This window comes from Lentzea pudingi (assembly GCF_014646255.1).
In the GTDB taxonomy this organism is placed as follows: domain Bacteria; phylum Actinomycetota; class Actinomycetes; order Mycobacteriales; family Pseudonocardiaceae; genus Lentzea; species Lentzea pudingi.
This window is the reverse complement of the sequence record NZ_BMNC01000004.1, coordinates 209639-230817: the sequence shown is the minus strand read 5'-3', so window position 1 is coordinate 230817 and position 21179 is coordinate 209639. Positions and strand designations below refer to the sequence as shown.

General features: G+C 70.0%; 16 protein-coding genes and 1 pseudogene. 8 read left to right on the top strand and 9 right to left on the bottom strand.

All coding sequences use genetic code 11. The features are described from left to right. Nucleotides 1-5: 5 nt before the first annotated feature. Nucleotides 6-209: pseudogene (locus tag IEY88_RS44240) on the bottom strand (cold-shock protein); the annotation flags it as partial. A 965-nt stretch (nt 210-1174) separates the two neighbouring features. On the opposite strand from IEY88_RS44240, the gene IEY88_RS16525 reads away from it, so the two are divergent. Then, nucleotides 1175-2854, top strand: coding sequence for a TIGR04141 family sporadically distributed protein (locus IEY88_RS16525; RefSeq protein WP_189155644.1), 1680 nt, complete (start codon nt 1175-1177; stop codon nt 2852-2854). On the opposite strand, the gene IEY88_RS16520 is transcribed toward IEY88_RS16525, so the two are convergent. After that, entirely contained in the window at nt 2851-3018 is a 168-nt protein-coding gene (locus IEY88_RS16520; RefSeq protein ID WP_189155643.1) for a universal stress protein, read from the bottom strand. The genes IEY88_RS16525 and IEY88_RS16520 overlap by 4 nt on opposite strands. Nucleotides 3019-3321: 303 nt before the next feature. Between IEY88_RS16520 and IEY88_RS16515 the strand changes: the two genes are divergently transcribed. Together IEY88_RS16515 and IEY88_RS16510 are read left to right on the top strand one after the other, a co-directional pair. Then, the gene (locus IEY88_RS16515) at nt 3322-4005 is read left to right on the top strand and encodes a response regulator transcription factor (RefSeq protein WP_308425993.1); all 684 of its coding nucleotides are present in this window, start codon (nt 3322-3324) and stop codon (nt 4003-4005) included. Then, nucleotides 4002-5420 carry a HAMP domain-containing sensor histidine kinase gene (locus IEY88_RS16510; protein WP_229693447.1) on the top strand — a complete coding sequence of 473 codons (1419 nt, stop codon included), beginning with the start codon at nt 4002-4004 and terminating at the stop codon, nt 5418-5420. Before IEY88_RS16515 ends, IEY88_RS16510 begins: the two co-directional genes overlap by 4 nt. A gap of 45 nt (nt 5421-5465) precedes the next feature. Here the strand turns inward: IEY88_RS16510 and IEY88_RS16505 are convergent, their stop codons facing one another. Continuing rightward, nucleotides 5466-7556, bottom strand: coding sequence for an MMPL family transporter (locus tag IEY88_RS16505; protein WP_229693446.1), 2091 nt, complete (start codon nt 7554-7556; stop codon nt 5466-5468). Nucleotides 7557-7809: 253 nt separating this feature from the next. On the opposite strand from IEY88_RS16505, the gene IEY88_RS16500 reads away from it, so the two are divergent. Then, entirely contained in the window at nt 7810-9009 is a 1200-nt protein-coding gene (locus IEY88_RS16500; RefSeq protein ID WP_189155640.1) for a monooxygenase, read from the top strand. A 78-nt stretch (nt 9010-9087) separates the two neighbouring features. Here the strand turns inward: IEY88_RS16500 and IEY88_RS16495 are convergent, their stop codons facing one another. Continuing rightward, nucleotides 9088-9753, bottom strand: a complete 666-nt coding sequence (locus IEY88_RS16495; RefSeq protein ID WP_189155639.1) for a response regulator — start codon at nt 9751-9753, stop codon at nt 9088-9090. A 122-nt stretch (nt 9754-9875) separates the two neighbouring features. Then, entirely contained in the window at nt 9876-10829 is a 954-nt protein-coding gene (locus tag IEY88_RS16490; protein ID WP_189155638.1) for a zinc-binding dehydrogenase, read from the bottom strand. Nucleotides 10830-10922: 93 nt separating this feature from the next. On the opposite strand from IEY88_RS16490, the gene IEY88_RS16485 reads away from it, so the two are divergent. After that, nucleotides 10923-11612 carry a TetR/AcrR family transcriptional regulator gene (locus IEY88_RS16485; RefSeq protein WP_189155637.1) on the top strand — a complete coding sequence of 230 codons (690 nt, stop codon included), beginning with the start codon at nt 10923-10925 and terminating at the stop codon, nt 11610-11612. Nucleotides 11613-11658: 46 nt separating this feature from the next. Here the strand turns inward: IEY88_RS16485 and IEY88_RS16480 are convergent, their stop codons facing one another. Then, nucleotides 11659-12594 (bottom strand): AraC family transcriptional regulator, encoded by a 936-nt coding sequence (locus tag IEY88_RS16480; RefSeq protein WP_189155636.1) that lies wholly within the window; start codon nt 12592-12594, stop codon nt 11659-11661. A 128-nt stretch (nt 12595-12722) separates the two neighbouring features. On the opposite strand from IEY88_RS16480, the gene IEY88_RS16475 reads away from it, so the two are divergent. Continuing rightward, a complete protein-coding gene (locus tag IEY88_RS16475; protein WP_189155635.1) occupies nt 12723-13676 on the top strand; it encodes a quinone oxidoreductase family protein in 954 nt (317 codons plus the stop codon). Nucleotides 13677-13773: 97 nt separating this feature from the next. On the opposite strand, the gene IEY88_RS16470 is transcribed toward IEY88_RS16475, so the two are convergent. Continuing rightward, a complete protein-coding gene (locus IEY88_RS16470) occupies nt 13774-14973 on the bottom strand; it encodes a serine hydrolase domain-containing protein (RefSeq protein ID WP_229693445.1) in 1200 nt (399 codons plus the stop codon). Between the two features lie 298 nt (nt 14974-15271). After that, nucleotides 15272-16393 (bottom strand): serine hydrolase domain-containing protein, encoded by a 1122-nt coding sequence (locus IEY88_RS16465; RefSeq protein WP_189156046.1) that lies wholly within the window; start codon nt 16391-16393, stop codon nt 15272-15274. Nucleotides 16394-16673: 280 nt separating this feature from the next. Between IEY88_RS16465 and IEY88_RS16460 the strand changes: the two genes are divergently transcribed. Together IEY88_RS16460 and IEY88_RS16455 are read left to right on the top strand one after the other, a co-directional pair. Next, the gene (locus tag IEY88_RS16460) at nt 16674-17876 is read left to right on the top strand and encodes a sensor histidine kinase (RefSeq protein WP_189155634.1); all 1203 of its coding nucleotides are present in this window, start codon (nt 16674-16676) and stop codon (nt 17874-17876) included. Then, complete coding sequence (locus tag IEY88_RS16455) at nt 17864-18520, top strand: response regulator (RefSeq protein WP_189155633.1); 657 nt, start codon at nt 17864-17866, stop codon at nt 18518-18520. The genes IEY88_RS16460 and IEY88_RS16455 overlap by 13 nt, the downstream gene beginning before the upstream one ends. 154 nt (nt 18521-18674) lie before the next feature. Here IEY88_RS16455 and IEY88_RS16450 read toward each other — a convergent pair whose 3' ends face one another. After that, nucleotides 18675-21176 (bottom strand): ABC transporter permease, encoded by a 2502-nt coding sequence (locus IEY88_RS16450; protein WP_189155632.1) that lies wholly within the window; start codon nt 21174-21176, stop codon nt 18675-18677. Between the last annotated feature and the right edge of the window lie 3 nt (nt 21177-21179).

The window sequence follows — 21179 nt, the reverse complement described above, 5'->3', positions numbered from 1 at the left end:
TCCCCGGTGACGGCGACGTGCAGCGCCTGCGGACCGCGGGGTCCCTCACCGGTCTCGAACTCCACCGTCTGGCCCTCGCGCAGCGCCCGGGCCGCGCCCTCGCCCTGCACCTGCGAGACGTGCACGAAGATGTCGTCGCTGCCGTCGTCGGGGGCGAGGAAGCCGAAGCCGCGCTCGAGGTCGTACCAGCGGACGGTTCCCTGCTGCACGGTGCACTCCTGGTCTTGCGGGTGGTCGGGGGTCCAGTGTCCCAGGTGCCGGATCCCCGCTGCACCACCCGTGACCGGCGTGGCCGCGTCCGCTGCCTGTGCTCGACGGGTTCAACCCCACGCGGCTGCGGCTGCGATTGAGTAGACATTCGGGCAGCGCATGCGCACATTGCGCGACGCGCTAACCCAACCCGCGAACAAGTCGCAGGAATCGATTCCACGCCGACCAGCCTCGACGACACCAGGCGAACAACGCCCTGTAACGCACGCGCTGATCGAGACGACGATGTCGCGGCGGACACAACCGCTCCCGTCTGCGACGAACGGTCGTTCAGCAACTCGCGACCGAAGCCGCAATGAGCATACGATCAGTTACTCTGCGCAACATCGCGGCAATTTACCGGCTTGGAATGACCACTTTCTGTCCAATAAAGGCCGCCGACAAGGTTGTCATAGCGGGCCGACGATAAAAGTGGACAACACTTATCGGCAACCATTTGCGGAATCGCTCCAGCGGCCGCCGAGTTCGGCCCTACCGCTCACTGCTCACCACTCGGCGCAGGGCGTCGACCACTCAAGGTCTGACGCGTGTCGGAGGCAGACTTGATACGTGGGGCGTGTCACCCTTGGATCACGGCCAAGGCGAATATGCCCTGGACGTACGAACGCGACCCCCTGTTCCAGCAGGAGGCCGCGTGAAGTTCCACCGGCAAGAACCTGGCCTCAGAAACCAGAACAAGTCGGGAGAACGCGCGCCGAGTCTAGGGCTTCACAAGCGCGCAGGACCAGTCACGATCGTGTGACGTCGGCATCCGAACGGGCGACGTCACTCCATGTCCACATCGGACCGTCACAGGCCTGCCGCACGGCTGTCCGGCTGCGCGCGTTCCCTCGCGCGCCCGTATCAGCCTGGCGACGCATCCGCCATCTCCACCGCGTCGTCCCCAGAACTCCGAGGAAGAACATTGCCCAGGGCACTTCCGACCGGTGCGGCGACGGTGTACCGCCTCCCGGTCACGCACGAGAACCTCAGCGATTACCTCAAGAAGGTCGAGGGTGTCGACGTGAGGTACGACGGCGAACTCCTGATCGCCGGCACCCGCACACACGTCCTCGCAGGCGTCCGCAGCAGCGGTGAGCCGAACTGGATTCGGCACCTCACGGAGGCGTCGGGCCTCGAGAACCTGGACCTCGCGGGAAGCTCCCCGTTCGCCCTCATCGTCGTCGAGATCGACGACGAGTGGGTCTGCGCCGTCACGTGGGGCGCTTCCAGCAGGTTCATGCTCGACGAGCTGCTGCTCGACGACGACTTCGGCCTGAACTTCGGCATCAGGCGGATCGACCCGGACAAGGTCCGCACGATCCGGAGCAACCTCCTCGACGTGTCCGCACGCGGCATGGAGGTGTCCTTCCCGTCCGGGAGCTCGCTGTCCGGCTTTCCGCTGGAGCCCGCGGGCGAGCTCGTCACCGGCATCGAGGGACCGGCCGATCTGTCCGGGCTCACCTACCACACCGCCACCGACGGCAAGACGTGGCACATCACGGCCGGCCGGGCACTCAACATCCAGCTCGGTCGCTCACCCGAAGCCTTCATCTGCGACCTGCGCAAGATCTGCGCGGTCGTCGACGAAGACCTCGCGGGTGCGCCACTGCGCCACATCGCCGAGATCCGTCCCGTGGCCGCCAACGACCCGGCCATGCCGGACCTGGAGAACCAGCTCGCCGCAGCACTCGGTGGCGACGACCAGTCCGGACAGCTGGGCGTCTGCTGGCCCTCCTCCGCGATCCGGGAGATCGGGCAGGCCCAGTCGTTCCTGTCGAGCCGAGTCGGCCCGACCAGCGCCCGAGTGCTGGAGCCGGGGTTCGAGATCCACGAGCTGGTGAAACCGCTCGCAGCCGTCGACGCGTCACGCCGGATCGAGGTGCTGCGCAAGGCAGGGCTCGCTCCCTGTGAGGACGAACTGGGCGCGGAACCGCTCACCCGGCCCATCTCCATGATCAAGTGGGTGGCGTTCCAGACCGTGGTCAAGGACAAGACCTACGCCCTGCACCAGGGCAAGTGGTACGAGATCGGTGAAGGCGCCGTCGCACGTGTTCGCGAGCAGGTCCGTGCGCTGCTGGAGAACAAGAGCTCGCTGACATTCCCCGTGTGGGTGCCGACCGGCAAGCGGGACGACGAGCACCAGTTCGCCAGGAAGGTGGCCAAGCAGGCCGGCTACCTGTGCATGGACCGTGGCCTCGCGTACACGCCGATGCACCTGCGGGGCTTCGAGATCGCCGATGTCTTCGGTCCGGGCAACGAGATCGTGCACATGAAGTGGCTCGGCCGGGCGACCGCGGCGAGCCACCTGTACACGCAGGCACAGGTGTCGGCGTGGGCGCAGTACTTCGAACCGCAGGCCATGCAGCAACTGCGGGACAAGGTTCGTGCGCTCGACAGCACCCGTGACGTCGCCGACCGGCCGACGGTGGTCGTGCTGGCCATCGCCGGCCGGACCTGGGACGTCGACACGCTGTTCGCGCTGTCCCAGGTGAGCTTGCTGCGGCTGAGCCACGAGCTGCGCGGCCTCGGCATCGAGCTGCAGTTCGCCGACATCCCCTTCACCGCCAAGACGAAGAGGAAGTCGGCCGGCAACGCGGCCTAGCCGGGCCGCACGATCGCCATCGGGCACGGCGCGTTGTAGACGAGTGACTGACTCGTCGAGCCGAGCAACATGCCGGCGAAACCGCCGTGCCCGTGGCTGCCCACCGCCACGAGCTGGGCCACAGCTCGTACCGCATCAACGTGCGTGCGGCCGGTCACGCACACCTCGACGCCGACTAGACGCTCTCCGCCATGAAGTCCTGCCGCACATCGTGACGGTGAGCAGCGCGTCGCGCATCGACGCGGTAGCCCACGATCATCCCCGTCACCGTGCGAGGCCTCGCGAGCGCTTGCAGGTTTGCACTGAAGGACTTGCGCTTACCTGGGCCCCCAACGCATCAACGGCGCGGACCACTTGGGCATCTGTAAGTGCTCGGCCCGCGGGCACCACCGTGACGACGCTCTAATCCTGGCCTCAGGTTGATCGGAGACGATGTGCGGCAAAACATCGACTGGAGGGCGGGCCGGGTGCGGATCATGATCGCGGATGACGAGGCGGCCATCCGTGAGTCGCTGGAGCGGGTGCTCCAGGTCGAGGGTTACGACACCAGCACCGTCGCCAACGGTCTCGCCGTGCTCGACGGGGTCGACGGTGACGAGCCGGATCTGTTGATCCTCGACGTGATGATGCCCCGCCTCGGCGGGGTGGAGACCTGCCGGCGGTTGCGGGCGGCGGGGCGGGATCTGCCGGTGCTGATGCTGACCGCGCGGGACCAGGTCTCCGACCGGGTCGCGGGGCTGGACGCGGGCGCTGACGACTACCTGCCCAAGCCGTTCGCCACCGAGGAGTTGCTGGCTCGGGTCCGGGCCCTGTTGCGCCGCCGCTCGCCGGGTGACGACGAGTCGCAGGTCCTGACGTTCGCGGATGTCCGGGTCGATCCCGACCGGTTCGAGGCGTGGCGGGGGGAGCGGGCACTTCGCCTGACCCGGACCGAGTTCTTCCTGCTGGAGGTCCTCGTGCGCAACGCGACCAGGGTGTTGACCCGCGGCGAGCTGTTCGGGGCGATCTGGGGCTTCGACATGAGCGTCACCTCCAACAACCTCCAGGTGTACGTGAGTTACCTGCGCCGCAAGATGGAGGCCGGGGGTGAGCCGCGATTGATCTACACGCGGCGGGGCCTGGGGTACACGTTGCGGGAGACTCCTCCGTGAGCGGGCGGGTGACCAGGTGGTGGCGTCGGCGGTCCCTGCGGACCAGGCTGACGGTGATCGCGGCTACGGCCATCGCGGCGAGCGTGTTCATGGCCTTCCAGGTGGCCAGCGAGTTGCTGGACTGGGAGTTGCGGGCCACTGCGGAGGATCAGCTGCGCGCCGACTCCCGCGTCCTGGCGGCGAATGCGGAGCGTGTCGGTCTGGCGCGGGTCGAGCTGCCGCCGTATCCCGGTTCCGGCCGGCTGGTGCGGGTCGTCCTGCCCGACGGCTCGATCCGGACGCCGGTCGGCCAGCCCGCGCTGCCCCCGGTCAGCGAGAACGCGGTGCGCGTGGCGCAGGGCGGGTCCGCTGACCTGGTGGAGTCGGGTGACAGCGACGAAGACGGCTACCTCGTCTACACGCTGCGGGCGGGCGGTGGCGCGGTCCAGGTGGCCCGCGCCGCCGACGACGCCCCGATCAACCGGTTCGGGCTGGGCATGCTGCTGATCGGGCTGCTCTGCGTGGTCTGCGGGGCCCTCGTCGGACGGGCCGTGGCGCGGACCGGGCTGGCACCGATCGACCGGCTGACCGCCGCCACGGTCCGCGTCGCGCGCACGCGGGACCTCGACGCCGACATCCCGGACGAGGGCGGTGGGGAGATCCGGCAGCTGATCCGGTCGATCAACGACATGCTCGCCGCGCTCCGGGACTCCCGGCAGGCCCAGCGGCTGCTCGCCGAGGACGCCGCCCACGAGCTCAAGACCCCGCTCACCAGCCTGCGCCTCAACATCGAGCTGCTGGTCCGGCTCGATCGGCGCGGCACCCTGGACAGCGCACTGCCCTCGGAGAGCCGGACCCGGCTGCTCAACGATCTCGGCGCCCAGGTGGTCGAGTTGAGCACCCTTGCCGCCGAGCTGACCGACCTGGCGCGCGGTGACGTCGGCGACGAGAGCACCGAACTGCTCGACCTCGCCGACGTGGTGGTGGCCGCCGCGGCCCAGGCGGGTTCCCGTGCGCCCGATGTCGAGATCGCGCTCGACGTGACCTCCGTGTGGGTGAGCGGGCGTCCCGCTGCGCTCCAACGGGCGGTGCTCAACCTCATCGACAACGCCGGCAAGTGGTCCCCCGCGGACCAGCCGGTCCAGGTCCGGCTCCGTGCCCAGGGCGCTTCGGCGGTCCTTGAGGTCGACGACGCCGGGCCGGGCATCGACGCCGCCGATGTGCCACGGGTGTTCGACCGGTTCTACCGTGCCGACAGCGCACGGGCGTTGCCGGGATCCGGTCTGGGCCTGTCGATCGTGCAGCGGGTCGTCGACGCCCACGGTGGCCGGGCCACCGTGGGCCGCTCTTCACGCGGTGGTGCGCTGCTTCGGGTCGACCTCCCGGCCGTCCCGATCGCCCGGCTCACCGCCGGAGAGGACACCGCGGTGCGCTGATCCGGGACGGGACGGGGCGGGTCCCGTCCCGGATCTCGTCCGTGCTCACCGCCGCAGCGCGGGTTCCTCATCGTCGGCGGGCGGGCGTTGGGCGTCCGGCAGCTCTTCCACCGGCCGGGACAGCCGGCTCGGCCACCACATCCGCCGGCCGATCAGCAGGGTGAGCGCGGGCACCAGGACCGACCGCACCAGCAGGGCGTCGAGCAGCACGCCGAAGGCGACCAGGAACCCGACCTCGATCAGCATCACCAGCGGGAGCGTGACGAGGACCGCGAACGTGGCCGCCAGGACCAGGCCCGCCGAGGTGATCACACCACCGGTGGCGGACAGGGCTTTGAGCATGCCCTCGCGGGTGCCCAGGCGCACTGCCTCCTCCCGTGCCCGGCTGGCCAGGAAGATGTTGTAGTCGACGCCGAGCGCCACCAGGAACAGGAACGCCAGCAACGGCACCGAGTAGTCGATGCCCTTGAACCCGAGGACCGTGCCGAAGACGAACACGCTGCCGCCGAAGGCCGCCGCGAACGAGACGACCACGGTGGCCATCAGGACCAGCGGGGCCACCACCGCTCGCAGCAGCAGCCCGAGGATGATCAGGACGACGACGAGCACCAACGGGATCACCAGCTTCTCGTCGCGGCTGGTGGTCTCCTCGGTGTCGAGGTGCTCCGCACTCGGACCGCCGACGATCGCCTCCGCGCCGCTGACCGCGTGCACGGCGGTGCGCACCCGCTTGATCGTGTCGTACTCCGCGACCGTGTCCGGCGCGTCCGTCGGGAACACCGAGATGTCGGCCCAGCCACCGCTGGTCTCGCCCGGGACGGCCACTGCCACACCGCGAACGCCCTTGACGACGTCGAGCACCCGCTCCTGGTGCGCCGGCCGCGTGAAGACCGTCATCGGCTGGCCGCCGAGCTCCGGGAAGTGCTGGCGCAGAACGGTGAAGCCGGTGACCGACTCCGGCGCGGACACGAACTGGTCCTGCTCCCGCAGCGGGCCGGTGTTGCCCAACAGCCCGAGAGCGAGAACGCCCAGGACTCCGAGCGAGCCGAGCGTCGCCACCCACCGGCGGCGGCTGATGGCGGCGCCGAGCCGCACCCACAGCCCCGGCTTCTCCTCCACGGCCGTGCTGAACCGCGGGATGGCCGGCCAGAAGATCCGCCTGCCGAGCACCACCAGCAGCGCCGGGAACAGCGTCAGCATGGCCACCAGCGCGCACAGGATGCCGGCCGCGCCGATCGGGCCCAATCCGCTGGTGCTGTTCAGGTCCGCGACGAGCAGGCAGAGCAGGCCGGCGACCACGGTGGCCGCGGACGCGACGATGGCCGGCGCCGCGCCGCGCAGCGCGTGGATCATCGCGACCCGGACGTTCTCGTGGTGGTGCAACGCTTCCCGATACCGGGCGATGAGCAACAGCGCGTAGTCCGTGCCGACGCCGAACACCAGGATCGTCAGCAGCGCCGAGTTCTGGTCGTTGACCACGATGCCGAAACCCTTGACGAGCAGGTAGACGGTCGCCATCGAGGTCAGTGCGGCAGCGCCCACCGCCACGAGCGGGATGAGCCACAACACCGGGCTGCGGTAGGTGATGATGAGCAGGAGCGTGACGACGACGATGGTGGTGAGGAGGACCTGCAGGTCGATGCCGTCGAAGACGGCGTCCATGTCGCCCTCGACCGCGGCCGGTCCGGTCACGTCGAGTTCGAGGCCCGCGGGCCGGTCCTTCGCGGCGTCGCGCAACGGGCCGACGATGGCCTCCGGTTCGCCGTAGGTCGTGCTCACGTCGAGGGTGAACATCATCGCCTTGCCGTCAGTGGAAGGTCTCGTCTCCGGGCCCTCGTCGTCCTCGCCGGCCGGAGTCACCACCTTCGGCGGGTACTTCTCGGCAAGGGCGTCGTAGTGGCGCTCGACCGTCGCGCGGTCGGCGTCGGTCATGCCGCTGTCACGGTGGTACACGAAGACGAACGTGTTGTCGTTGCCGCCGGGGAGACTGTCCTCCAGCACGGCGACCTTGGTGGACTCGGCGCCGGCCGGCAGGGTGTCCGCGGCCTTGTCGGTGGTGACCGAACTCAGCTTTCCGCTCAACGGCGCCATGATCACCGTCAACACCAACCACAGGCCGATCACCAACCACGGCACCCACCTGCCTCCCAACCGACCGGCGGGTGTTCTCCCGGAAGGTGCTGCGTCGACTGCCATTCACGAGCCTCCTGCACAAGTGGTACTTCGCCTGTCTGGCGCCGACTTCCTATCGAGCGAATCTGAGACGACCGTTAAAGCGGTGCTCAGGCCAGTTGACCGAGTGGCAGGTAGTACCGTCGTACCGCCTCTCTCCCGAAGTGACGACCGCGGTAGGACGAAACGGGACGGGATCGGCCCTAGCGTTCAGGTCATGACGAAACCTGGTAGTCCACTGTGGAGGTTCGGGGCAGCCGCCGTGGCGCTGACGTTCGCCGTCGTCGGCTGCGGGTCGAACGCCGGCAACGGTGCGGCGCCCGTCCCGCCCGGCCCGCACAACGCGCACGCGGGCCAGCCGCCAGCTTCAACGCAGCCGCTGCGCGCCGGCGAGCGGTTCGTCGACCTCGAGATGGCCGAGGCCTACACGCCCGCACCGCCGGAGGGCGGCGGCACGGACGAGTACCGGTGCCAGGTGGTCGATCCTGGCTTGACGGAGGCGGCATTCCTGACGGGGACCCAGGTCACGCCGGAGAACGTCGCCATCGCGCACCACGCCATCGTGTACGCGGTGCCGCCGGGCGGCGCTGCCGCAGTGCGCGAGCAGGACGCGAAGACCCCAGGACTGGGCTGGCAGTGCTTCGGCGGGACCGGCGTGGAGGGCGCCGAAGTGGAAGAGGGGGACGCGGCGTGGGTGGACACCTGGGCGCCGGGTGCCGCGGAGACGCTGTTCACCCAGGACGTCGGCTTCAAGCTGGAACCGGGCAGCCTGATCGTCCTGCAGCTCCACTACAACCTGCTCGCGACCGACGGCAAGCCGGCCGGTTCGGACCGCTCGGCGGTGCGGCTGCGGCTGACGGAGGGCACGCCGCAGACCCGGGAACTCGACACCTTGCCGCTCGACGCGCCGACCGACCTGCCCTGCGCCCCCGACGAGTCGGGTCCGCTCTGTGATCGGGCGGCCTCGATCGCGGACGTGACGAAGCGGTTCGGGCGGGAGGTCGGCGCCACCGCGGACGAACAGCTGGAGGAGTGCGGCCAGAGCGCGCCGAAGCCCGGCGACACGCAGACCTGCGACCACGAGGTGGAGGAGCCGATGACGCTGTTCGCCGGTTTCGGACACATGCACCTGCTCGGGCGGGCCATCAGGGTCGAACTCAACCCCGGCACGCCGACCGCGGAGGTCGTGCTGGACGTGCCGCAGTTCGACTTCGACAACCAGCGGCTGGTGAAGCTGCCGGAGCCGGTGGAGATCGGTCCTGGGGACACGCTGCGGGTGACGTGCACGCACGACGCGGGGCTGCGCAAACGGCTGCCGCAGTTGAGCAAGCTGCCGCCGCGCTACGTGGTGTGGGGCGACGGCACCAGCGACGAGATGTGCGCGGGCATCATGACGGTCTCCCCCCGCAAGTCCTGACGTGAGGGTCGAACATGCGTGAACAGGGAGTCGGCTGCGGTGCCTCAAAGACGCCAGACGGACGCGCGGGATGAAGCGCTAGATCGGCCGGGTGAGCCTCAGGTCGTAGGCGAGGATGACGGCCTGGATCCGGTCCCGTGCGCCGATCTTGGCAAGGACCCGCCCCACATGGGTCTTCACCGTCGACTCCGACAGCGTGAACCGTCGCGCGATCTCGCCGTTGGTGAGGCCGTGGCCGATGGCGACGAGGATCTCGCGCTCGCGGCCGGTCAGGGAGTCCAGCCGGGGATCCTTCCGCACGGGTCCGCGGAGCTCGTCGCCGAGCTGGTCGGCGACCGCGTCGAGCAGCCGCCGAGTCAGCACCGGCGCGATCACCGCGTCCCCGGCGGCGACGGCCCGGATGCCGGCGAGCAGCTCCTCCGGGCGGGTGTCCTCGAGCAGGCAACCGCTCGCCCCGGCCCGCAGCACGGCGAACGCGAACCGGTCCACGTCGAACGTCGTCAGCACGAGGATTCGCGAACGCCCACCGGCGGCGACGATGCGCCGGGTGGCCTCGATCCCGTCGACGCCCGGCACGCGGATGTCCATCAGCACCACGTCGGGCCGCAGCTCGGTGGTCCGCCGAACGGCCTCGGCGCCGTTCTCGGCCTCGCCGACGATCTCGGTGTCGGGAGCGCTCTCCAGCAGCACGCGAAACCCGAAGCGCTGCAGCGGCTGGGCGTCCACCACGAGCACAGAGATCATGACCGGCTGCCTCTCAGGTCGCGTGGACGATCCAATCGCGTCCGGCGCGGGGCGATGCCCAGTTCATACCGAGCGGACCTGAGACGAGCGTTAAAACGGCGCCAAGGGCGGCATCCGCGCGGCTAGGACGTGCGGGCGGTGTCCTGAGCGTGCTGGCCGATGTCGAGGATCAGCTTGCCGCGGTCACGGCCTTCGGCGAGAGCCTGAACGGCCGCGCCCGCGTTCTTCCAGTCCTCGCGCCGGGAGATGCCTGGGTTCAGCGTGCCGTCCGCGACCCGCGCGGCCAGCCAGGACAGGTCCGCGGACAGTTCGGCGTGGGCGCCCAGGAAGAAGGAGGCGATGCTGCGGTTGTTCCGGCCGTCGTGACCGGAGAAGGCCAAGGCGGGGAAGTGCTCCCCGTTGCCACTCATGTGGCCGACCGACACCAGAACGCCGTCTTCAGCCAGCTTCTCGTACGCCCGCACCATGTGTTCACCACCGACCACGTCGATGACGCCCGCCACTGGTTCGTCGAGGTCTCCCGGCCCGCGGACCACCTCGTCCGCGCCCAGTGCCCGCAGCCGGTCACCGTTGGCGTCCGGGTCGCCGGTGGAGGCCACGACGTACGCGCCGCCGAGCCGCGACAGTTGCACGGCGTACCGGCCCACCGCACCGGTGGCGCCGGTCACGAGAACCCGGCGGCCGAGAATCGGGCCGAGCCTGTGCAACGCGCGCAGTGCACTGGTGCCGGCCACCGGAACCGTGCTGACGGCGGCGAGGTCGGCGCCGGCCGGAGCGACGCCGATCCAACCGGTCCGGACCGCGCGGAGCTCGGCCCACCCGCCGGCGAAGCCGAGCGTCACCGCCGGTGTGCCGACAGCCGGCCCCGAGCCGTCCGCAGCCGCCCGCACGACCACCCCGCCGGCCTCGTAACCGGGCACGCTGCCCTCCGGAGCGGCATCCAGGTGCAGGTCGCCGGGGTTGACGGAGCTGGCGATCACGCGGATCACGGCCTCGTCGGCGGCCGGCTCCGGGTCGGGAACCGAGCCGAGCCGGAGGTTGCCGGGTGCGGAGCGGTCGAGGAGCAGGGCCTGCATGGGTGCCTCCCAGATTGGTGATCGTCCCCGGCAGTTTGCCACTGAGTGGCGTTTGCTTTCAAGTGGCGTATGACACCGAGGTAAGATCGCCGCATGGCCACCGACTCCGCGCCGTCTTCCGTCCTGCGGCCGACGCTGCGGGAGCGCAAGAAGCAGCGCACACGCGAAGCGCTCATCGACACCGCGCTGCGCCTGTTCACCCAACGAGATTTCGACGGCGTGACGCTGGACGAGCTGTGCGATCGGGTGGAGGTGTCCAAGCGCACGTTCTTCCGCACCTTCGCCAGCAAGGAAGAAGTGGCGATGGCGCCGTACGAGGACATGTGGAGAGCGTTCATCAACGAGCTGGAATCCCGCCCGGTGGCTGCGGAGTGCTCGATCCTGCAGGTGCTGCAAGAGGCCGTGCTCGCCGCGATGCGGACCATGGACACCGGCGAGTGGGCACATCGGCTGCTGTCCTGCACACGGCTGGCCGGCAGGACTCCGGCGATCGAGGCGCATTGCCGGTACTTCTGCGGCGTCACCGTCCGCGCCGCCCTCGACGTCCTGCACCGCAGGTTCGGGCTCGACCCGCACGACCTGCGTCCCCGCCTCGCGCTGGACATCCTCGTCGCCGCGTTCCACCGCGCGCTGGAGACCTGGGCAGACCGGCCACAGGACCCCACCGCCGAGCACCTCGCCACCGACACGCTCGCGGCCTTCGCGGCGATCCCCGGCAGCCTCACCCTCACCGGTGCCGCACCGGCCGACCGGGCACCGCAATCCCGAGTCGGCACGCTGTGAGACGCCCTCGCCGGTAGAAGTGCTGGTGCTGCCGCAAGTGGAGGACTTACCCGACCGGTAGCTCAGCGCGCCGGAACCGCCCCGGTGGCACGCCGAACGCTCTGCGAAAGGCGTTGGCGAAGGCGAACTCGGACCGGTAGCCGACCTGACGCGCGATGAGGGCGAGGGGATCATCGGTCTCCCGCAGCAGTTGGGCTGCCCTGCCCAGCCTCCAGTTCGTCAGGTAGACCAGCGGGGGCTGACCGATCATGGAGGTGAACCTCCGGGTGAACGCGGTTCGGGAAAGGCCGACTGCCTCACCGAGTTCCAGCACCGTCCACTTGCGACCTGGTTCGCGGTGCATGTGCTGAAGCGCCTCGGCGATCGCGGGATCGGCCAGCGCGGCCCACCAGCCGGTGCTGGCTGTGCGCTCGGACTCCTCCTGCGACCACGCGCGGAGCGTGTAGATCACCACCAGGTCGATGAGCGCGGGCACCGCCGCGTCAGCACCGGGGAGTGCGTCCACCACATCGGCGGCCAACAGGTCGACCGCCGCGCGTAGCGCCGGGTGCCGGCCCGCCCGCGCAGGCACGTGGACGACGTCCGGCAGCGCCCGCAGGAACGGGTGCAGCGGCCGGAGCCGCAACTCGTAAGCGCCGCACACCATGTCCGCGTGCGCCTCCGCGGGGTCGATCGGCACTTCCGCTCGCAAATCGGCTCCCGAGGGGAGTTTCGCCTCCTTCGGCAGATCGGCCAGTGGCCGATCCGGTCGCTCGCTCAACCCGTGCCGAGTGCCGTGCGGCAGGAGCACGACGTCGCCCGGGCTGAGCGCCAACGGCGTCCGGCCGGGCAACAGGAGCCAGCACGAACCACGGAGCAGCACGTGGAAGCCGGCGCCGGTGAAGTCGTCGAAGCTCCGTCCCCAAGCGCCGCTGCCGGAAGTGCGACAGAACGACGGACGCCCTGCCCGGATGCTGCCGATCACATCGCTGAACACGTCCATGTCCTTGACTGTAGGCACAATCGCGTATGAATAAGGCGCATTTACGCATGGCATGTGCCGATTTGAGCCTCATACAGTGAAAGGGCGATCCACTCGGACGCAGCCCCCACCGAGGAGAAACACCGATCATGAAGGCTGTTGTTCTGAAGGCGTTCGGAGGCGCGGAAAACCTTGTCCTCGCCGACCTCCCCGATCCTCGGCCGCGACCGGGAGAGGTGCTGGTCGAAGTCAAGGCGGCCGGTGTGGGACACGTCGACGTCATGTCCCGCCGAGGTGAGTTCGGTGGTTCCTCCTCCCCCGGTTTCGTGCCGGGCATCGAGGTGGCCGGTGTCGTCGTCGGGACCGGTGAGGACGTCGACGACGCGTGGGTCGGCCGACGCGTCTACGCGATGCTGGACCGGACAGGTGGTGGCTATGCCGAACTGGTCACGGCAGAAGTCGAGGCTGTCGTCGCTCTTCCCGACCAGGTCGGTGCGGCGGAAGCGGTGGCGCTCGGGTTCAACGCGTTGACCGCTCTGACGTCGCTCGAACGTGCCCAGGTGCGCGAAGCAGACAAGACCCTGGTTCGTGGTGCCGGTGGTGGGGTCGGGCTCATGGCGACCCTGCTGGGCATCCACCTCGGGGCCGCCGTGACGGCAGTGACCAGCACCGCACTTCGTGGTGAACGGCTGGCGGCGCTGGGTGCGTCCACTGTGGTCAATCGTTTTGCCGATGCCCGGGCGTACGAGGACTACGACGTCATCATCGACCCGGTCGGCGGCCCGGAGTTCGACCGCTTCCTGGAGAAGCTGGCTCCGAACGGCCGGTACGTGCTGTGCGGAGGAGTCGCGGGTTTCCCCACGCCGGACTTCGGCTCGACCCTGCTCGGCAGGTTCACGGCATCCCCGGCCCTGCTCATGCTCAGCCTCTCCTCGATCAGCCGTGCGGAACTCCGCGCACGCATGGAGAAGCTTCTGGAGCTCGTCGCCGGCGGCACCGTCGCCAGTCCGATCGACGAAGCGTTCCCTCTCGCAGCCGCGGCGCACGCGCATGACAGGCTCGAGTCCGGTGCCGCCTTCGGCAAGATCGTGCTCGTTCCCTGAACCGGCGCCGCGCCCCGGTGGGTCGTTCGACGAACCCACCGGCCGGTGCGATGATTCCCCCATCGCGCCGGCCGGTGAGCGTCCTCGAGAACGACTGCTACTTCGTGGCGCACAGGGCCTTGTCGAAGAAGGCGAGAACCTCGCCGCGGCCCGCCTCGTCGTTCGTCACGGCGAGGGTGACCGCCCGGCCGTCAGTGGTGATCGCGGTGCGACTCTGGAAACCGTCGGCGTCGCCGCCGTGGCCGTACGCCATGACCCCGCAGCTGAGCTTCATCCCGATGACCCCCAGACCGTAGGTCCACGACTCGGGGAAGCCGGGTGCCGTGATGGTCTTGCGCATCTCCGCCAGTTGCTGGGGCTTGAGCAGCTGCCCCGCCTGCAGAGCGACGAGGAACTTGTTCACGTCGCTGGGAGTGGCGATCATCTGCCCGGCGGCGCCGGCGATCGACGGGTCGAACCGGGTGATGTCGGTCAGCTTGCCGGGGATCGGCTTGCCCTCGGCGTCCGTGGCCGTCAGGTAACCCCGCGGGTGCGGCGAACGGATGTCGCGGTCGCCCGGTCCCGGGTAGTACGTCTCCTTCAGCCCGATCCGGTTGATGATCTGGTCCGTGATCACCTCGGCGAGCGGACGTCCCGCGACCTTCTGCGTCACCAGGCCGAGCAGGACGTACCCGGCGTTGCTGTACTCCCACACCCGGTCCTGACCGGGAGCGAACGTGGGTGCCTCGGCCAGCGCGGCGTCCAGCAGCTCCCTGGCCTCGAAGTACCTGTCCTTGATCGGCAGGATCCCGTTGGGCATGAGGGGCATCGCGCGGGTCATGCCGCTGGTGTGGTTCAGCAGCTGCCTGATCGTCATGTTCCGGCCGTCGATCGCCGCACCGGCACCGGTACCCCGCACCACACCGGGAAGGTGCTTCTCCACCGTGTCGTCCAGCGCGAGCTTGCCGTCGCCGGCCAGTTGCAGCACGGCCACCGAGACGAACATCTTGGTGTTGCTGGCGATCCGCACGTAACCGTCGGTCGGCACCTTCGACTTCGTCCGGATGTCACCGACACCGGCGGTGTAGTTCGTCACGCGCCCGTCGGGGTTCCGCACCGACATCAGCGCCCCTGGCAGGAGTCCGTCCGCTACCCCGCCGGGCTTGACCAGCGCGTCGAGGCCCGCCTGCAGCGTCTTGTCGTGAGCCGGCCGCGAACCGGTCTCGAACGCACCCGCCGACGCCATCGAGGTCGCCGCGAGACCGGCCACCGCTGCCGCCGCTACTGCCGCGGCGAACACACCACGACGCCGGCGCACGCGGGCCGGGCTGTTTTCAGTCGTAGGACTCTCATCTTTCGGCAAAGCACACTCTCCGAATTGGACTGTTGTGACTGACACGCACAGTTTCGCGATCGTCCCGGCGCATTCGCGATCCCACGTACTGCACAAGTCCGGTACAGCCAGCACTACCTCCGGTCGGTCGCCGACCGGCCGGATCCGCACCGGAGCAACGCACAGCGCGAAAGAGCTCTGGCGAGATGCGACAACGCACCACGCCAGAGCCCTTGGTACTACGCGACTTCCTGGACTCAGGAGCCGTCCCTCCGACCGGCGTTCACTTCGCGCACAGCGTGGCGTCGACGAGAGCGGCCCGGTCCGCGGGGACGGACTTGTCGTTCACCGAACCGGTGAGCGAGGTGACGACGAGAGTCGTTGCGCGACCGTCGTCGGTGGCGGCGTTGAGGGTCGAGTAGCCCGGGATGTCGCCGCCGTGGCCCCATGCGACCTTCCCACAGCTCAACGGCATGCTGAAGATGCCGAGTCCGTAGCCCCGGCCCGACTCCCGGTCCGTCGGGATGGTGGTGCGCATCTGGGCCAGCTGGGCCGGTTCGAGCAACTTGCCGTCCAGCAGCGCGCGCACGAACGTGTTGAGGTCGGCGGGCGTGGAGACCAGCTGGCCGGCCGCCCAGCCCCAGCTCGGGTCCATCCGCGTGAAGTCGACCAGCTCGCGGGTCGCGATGATGCGCTGGTAGCCCTTGGGGTGCCGGCCGCGGATGTCCTGTTCGCCGGCCTCGGGTGCGTACGTGTCGCGCAGACCGATCCGCTCGATGACCCTGGTGGTCACCAGTTCGTTGAACGGGCGGCCGGTGACCCGCTGGGCGATCAGCCCGGCCAGGACGTAGTTCGTGTTGCTGTAGGACCAACCGCCGCCGGCGGGCCCGCCGTCCTCCCGGGCGTTCGCCAGGTCGAGCAGCTCACGCGGTTCGAGGTAGGCGTGCCGGTACGGGAAGAAGTCCCCCAAGGGCTCGAACATCGTGCTGGTGTAGTCGGGCAGGCCGCTGTTGTGCTGGAGCAGCTGGCGAACCGTGATCCTGGAGGCGTCCACGCCCTTGGCCCGCACCAGGCCCGGCAGGTACTTCTCGACCGACGCGTCGAGCTCCACCTTGCCCTCCCCGACGAGCTGGAGCACGACCACGGAGGTGAACATCTTGCTCGCGCTGCCGAGCCGCACCCTGCCGTTCGCCGGCACCTCGGCGCCGGTCCGCAGGTCACCGACCCCGGCCGTGTAGTGGCGGGTCCGGCCGCGCTGGTCCCGGACAGCGGCCAGCGCTCCCGGGTGCCGGTCGACACCGACGAGCTTGTCGATGCTCTGCTGCACCGCATCGCCGCGGGGCTCGGCCTGGGCGGCTGGACCGGCGAACGCGAGACCGCCCGCCGCGACCGCCGCCGCCGTCATGGCGGCCACACGGGAAGAAGGTCGATATCGTTGGGAAGAGGATGTGAACAATGCAGACAACTCCTGGGTTCCACGAACGTCGGTCTTGCGATGGCCGACTGGGTCCAGGCTGCTCATCTGCTCCCAAGTGGACAATCCAGCTCACTGAACAACCGAGGTAGTGGTAGCACCACCAAGCCAGGGCTGCCTTTCGTCCTGGTGGGCCGGCGGCGTCGGGCAAGCCGGCTCGATCCGATGTGGGATCGCTGTGATCGGATAGGGTCCCGGCTCGGGAGGCGGAATGACACCGGTGTGGCAGCGCCTGTGGGCGTCGCTCGATGCCGTCGCGCGCCTGATAGGTGGCCTGGGCACGGCATTGCTCGCGATGGCCGTCCTCGTCTGGGTCGGCGTGGTCGCGCTGCTCAGTTGTGTCGGTGTCGGCGTTCTCCTGGTGCCCTCCGCCCTGCGTGTGCTGCGGGCGGCCGCGAACCGGGAACGGGCCCGGCTCGATGTTCTCGCCCCCGGCCCGGTGCCGCGCGAGACGCGCGCCGCGCTGCGCGACGGGACTGTGCGGCGCGAGCTGGCCTGGCTGCTGCTGCACGCCACGGTCGGCTTCGCCGTCGGGTTCACGGGGTTCGCGCTACCGGTCACGATGCTGCAGAACACGACGTACCCGTTCTGGTACCACCTGCTGCCGCCCGAGGACAACGCTCCCAGCTTCTTCTTCTGGACCGTCGAGGGTCCCTGGGCCGTCGGGATGGCCGGCGTGCTCTGCGGCGCCCTCGTCGTCGCGTTCGGGCCGGCGCTCATGCGGGTGCAGGAGTGGCCGGGCCGGCACCTGCTGGTGCCTGCGCCGGGGGCTGACCTCTCGCTGCGGATCGCCGAGCTGACCGCCACCCGTGCCGCCGCCCTCGACGCGCACGCCGCCGAACTGCGCCGCATCGAACGGTCGCTGCACGACGGCACGCAGAACCGGCTCGTCACGGTGAACGTGTTGCTCGGCGCCGTCCGGCGGGCCGTGGACCGCGATCCCGCTGCGGCCCACGCCGCGCTGGACCGAGCTCAGGACGCCGCCGAGCAAGCGCTTTCCGAACTGCGTGCCGTGGCCCGCAGCATCCTGCCCCCCGTGCTCGCCGACCGCGGGCTCGCCGGCGCCCTGGCCGGCCTCGCGGGCAGCTGCGGCGTGCCTTGCGAGCTGGTGGTGGACGTACCGGGCCGGTGTGCCGCCTCCGTCGAGGCCACCGCGTACTTCGTGGTCGCCGAAGCCCTTTCCAACGTGACCAAGCACAGCAGCGCCACGACCGCCGCGGTGCAGGTGGCCAGGCGAGGCGATCGGCTGGTGCTGCGGATCGACGACGACGGGCGGGGCGGCGCGGACGAGAGCGGCGGGTCCGGCCTGGCCGGCATCCGCCGGCGGATCGAGGCCTACGACGGGCGCTTCGCCCTGGACAGCCCAGCCGGTGGGCCGACGACGATGCGAGTGGAGCTGCCGTGCGGATCGTGATCGCGGAAGACGACCCCCTGCTGCGAGAGGGGCTGGCGCTGCTGCTGCGCGCCGAATCGCTCGACGTGGTGGCCACCACCGATACGCCGGGATCGTTCCTGGCCGCGGTGGCGGAACACGAGCCGGACGTCGCCATCGTCGACGTGCGGATGCCTCCCACCCACACCGACGAGGGGATCCTGGCAGCCGTCGAAGCGCGGCGCCGCCGGCCCGGCCTCGCGGTGCTCGTGCTCTCGGCGTACGTGGAGCAGACGTTCGCCACCGAACTGCTGAGCGGCGGCGCCAGCCGGCTCGGCTACATGCTGAAGGAACGCGTCGGGCGGGTCGACGAGTTCCTGACCGCGCTGCACCGGGTGGCCGGCGGCGGCACCGCCGTGGACCCCGAAGTGGTGGCCCAGCTACTGGCCCGCAACCCGAACACCAGCGCGCTCGGCCGGCTGAGCCCACGGGAACGCGACGTGCTCGCGCTCATGGCCCAAGGCCTCGGCAACACCGCCATCGCCGAGAAGCTCGTCATCACCGGAGGCGGAGTGCACAAGCACATCCGCAGCATCTTCGCGAAACTCGACCTCGCACCCGACGACCGGGGCGACCGGCGCGTCACCGCGGTCCTGCGCTACCTCGAGGGCACCGGACCGAGGTAGCGCCGGTTCGTCAGCGGCGGCGAGCGGAGTCGCGCTGCGGCGGTCGATCGTTGCCACTCCGGGCTTCGGCCGGACGACAACCGACGGGCGGCGCGGACACGCCCATCGGTTGTCGTGCGGCCGGATCGGGGACGTCCGCCGTCCCCGGCGGCCGTCACTCCTTGACGCCGATGGCGGCGATCGGTGGGACGCGGAGCAGTCGTGCGATGGGCAGGATGGTGGTGAGCAGGGCGAGCAGCGCCGTGCCGCCGATGATGGACACCCATCCCAGCGGGGGGACGTAAGGAACGCTCTGCCCGGTGAGAGTGCGCACCACCGACACCAATGTGATTGCCGCGATGGTTCCGCCGATGAGCAGGGAAACGCCGAGCAGGCCGGACTGTTCCGCGTGGACCATCCTCTTCACCTGCTTCCGGGTGACGCCGACCATGCGCAGTGAAGCCAGTTCACGGCCCCGGGTGAGAGCGGCCATGACCATGGTGCTGGCGGCGGCCATGGCGGCGTAACCGATCATGATGCCCATCAGCAGCTTGTTCATCCAGGCGCTGAGTGCCAGGTCGCCGGCGAGCCGGCCCACGTGCCCGGCCGTGTTCGTCACGGTGCTGCCGGGGTACCGGCCGGTGACGCCGGCCAGGGCGGTGGTGATGTCGGTGCCCGGTTCCGCGCGGACGAGGATCCGCTCGTAGCCGGTGGAGGCGGTGTGGCCCGCGATGACGTCCTTGGTGACGGTGAAGTCGCCGAAACCTATGCCCCGGCCGTAGATCGCCACGATGCGCAGGGCGGCCGGTGTGCCGTCACCGAGCCACACCTCGGCCTGGTCGCCGACTTGCCAGCCGTTCGAATCGGCTTGCAGGGCCGACACCGCCATGGCGGACCCGCGCAGGTCGGCCAGGCTTCCGCTGCGAACCTCCAGGTCCATGGTGTGCTCGACGCCGTCCGGATCGATCGCCTGCACACCACCGCTTTCCCCGCTCCCGCCGAGGATGATCGAGGTGTTCCGCACTCCTGTCGCGGCCACCACGCCGGGAATCTCGCGCATCTCTGCGAGAGCGCTCTCAGGCAGGCCGGCGGCGGACTCCACGGAGTGCTGGGCGAGCATCCCGGCGCGGGTCTGGGTGACGGTCTGCCGCAGCAGGTTGTCCTGGAGGAACCAGATCGAGCCACCGAGGCCGACGGTCAGCACCAGTGCGGTCAGCACGGTGACCATGCTCTGGGCGGTGGCGCGCAGGTTCGCCGCGGCCAGGTAGCCGCTGTCGCCCCACACCGCGCGCAGCACCGGGCCGAGCAGCCGGGCGGCCACCCGGTTGATCCAGGGGGCGAGCAGGGCGACCGCGAGGATGAGCGCGGACAGCATGCCGAGCGCGGTGCCGAGGGCGGCGTTCCCCTTCTGCGTCGTGCCGAGCGTGGTCAGGTAGATGGCACCGGCCAGGGTGGCGAACCCGGCGAACAGCCGGATCTTGCTGTTCCGAGCGGGTTCCACGGCGATCTCGCCGAGCGCCTCCGTCGGGCGGATCAGCACCGTCCGGCGGGCGGCGATCAGCGCGGCCCCCACCGCCACCGCCACTGTCGCCCCCACCACGGCGGCCGCGGTCAGCGCACCGCTGCTGAAGGGGAACGTGTCCGGGATGAACCCGCGGTCGACCAGCTCCCCGCGCACCCATCGAGTGGCGAACCAGCCGGAGGGCACACCGATCACGACCGACACCAGACCGAGCAGCCCCACCTCGGTCAGGATCAACCGGGCGATCTGGCCCGGAGTCGCGGCGACGGCCCGGAGCAACGCGAGGTCGCGTCGCCGGTGCCGGACCGAGAGGCCGATGGTCCCGGCCACGACGAACATCACCAGCAGCGCCACGAATCCGCCGAAGACGGTGCCGAGCTGGATCAGCATGTCGCTGGCCGCCAGCTCCGCGGACTGTTCCAGCTGCCCGCGCTCGGCACCGGCGTAGGCCTTGAAACCGGCCTCTGTGGCCAGCTCGCGCACGTCGGCGACCAGTGCGGCGCGGTCGGCGCCTGGCTCGGCGATGACGCCGACGGCGTCGACCCGGCCCTGCCGCGGGTGCACGGCCGCCGCGTGCTCGTCGGTGAAGAACACCGCGGGCGACGCGTCAGGGCCAGGCCGGGGACCGGCGTCGCGCACGAGGCCGCTGACCCGGTACACGCGCGCCGTCCCCTCCATCAGGATCGGGACCTCGTCGCCGGGCACCACCGAGCCGGCCAGGCGTTCGTCCAGCGCGACCTCGGTGTCGTTCTTGGGCTGGACGCCCTTGGTCAGCTGGTAGGGAGTGAGAACCGTGCTGCTCCACCCGTGCCCGGTGGCCCCGCCGTTCTCCAGGATCGCCGTCACCGACGTGTCCGCCACAACCGTGGCCACGCCCGGTACCTGCCGGAGCCGCTCGACCATCGAGGCCGGGAGAGTGCCTCCCTCAGGCAGCGGCACGGTGACGTTCTGGCCGTTCGTCGTGAACGTGATGTCGCGATCGGCGACGACGACATCCGTTGCGGCGTAGCGCTTCGACGCGGCCTCGAACCGCAGGCCGGACTCCACCAGGAGTCCCATCGACATCAAGAGCACCACCCCGGCCGTCAAGGCCAGCAGGGTGGCGACCGCACTGCCCTTGCGGTGGCGCAGCATCTTCGCGGCTAGCTTCAGCATCGG

What these genes read in the sequence shown, in the direction of transcription:
- IEY88_RS16500 (WP_189155640.1), top strand. Translation starts at nt 7,810, where the DNA reads ATGACGAAACCTGGTAGTCCACTGTGGAGGTTCGGGGCAGCCGCCGTG.
- IEY88_RS16495 (WP_189155639.1), bottom strand. Translation starts at nt 9,753, where the DNA reads ATGATCTCTGTGCTCGTGGTGGACGCCCAGCCGCTGCAGCGCTTCGGG.
- IEY88_RS16490 (WP_189155638.1), bottom strand. Translation starts at nt 10,829, where the DNA reads ATGCAGGCCCTGCTCCTCGACCGCTCCGCACCCGGCAACCTCCGGCTC.
- IEY88_RS16485 (WP_189155637.1), top strand. Translation starts at nt 10,923, where the DNA reads ATGGCCACCGACTCCGCGCCGTCTTCCGTCCTGCGGCCGACGCTGCGG.
- IEY88_RS16480 (WP_189155636.1), bottom strand. Translation starts at nt 12,594, where the DNA reads ATGGACGTGTTCAGCGATGTGATCGGCAGCATCCGGGCAGGGCGTCCG.
- IEY88_RS16475 (WP_189155635.1), top strand. Translation starts at nt 12,723, where the DNA reads ATGAAGGCTGTTGTTCTGAAGGCGTTCGGAGGCGCGGAAAACCTTGTC.
- IEY88_RS16465 (WP_189156046.1), bottom strand. Translation starts at nt 16,393, where the DNA reads ATGACGGCGGCGGCGGTCGCGGCGGGCGGTCTCGCGTTCGCCGGTCCA.
- IEY88_RS16460 (WP_189155634.1), top strand. Translation starts at nt 16,674, where the DNA reads ATGACACCGGTGTGGCAGCGCCTGTGGGCGTCGCTCGATGCCGTCGCG.
- IEY88_RS16450 (WP_189155632.1), bottom strand. Translation starts at nt 21,176, where the DNA reads ATGCTGAAGCTAGCCGCGAAGATGCTGCGCCACCGCAAGGGCAGTGCG.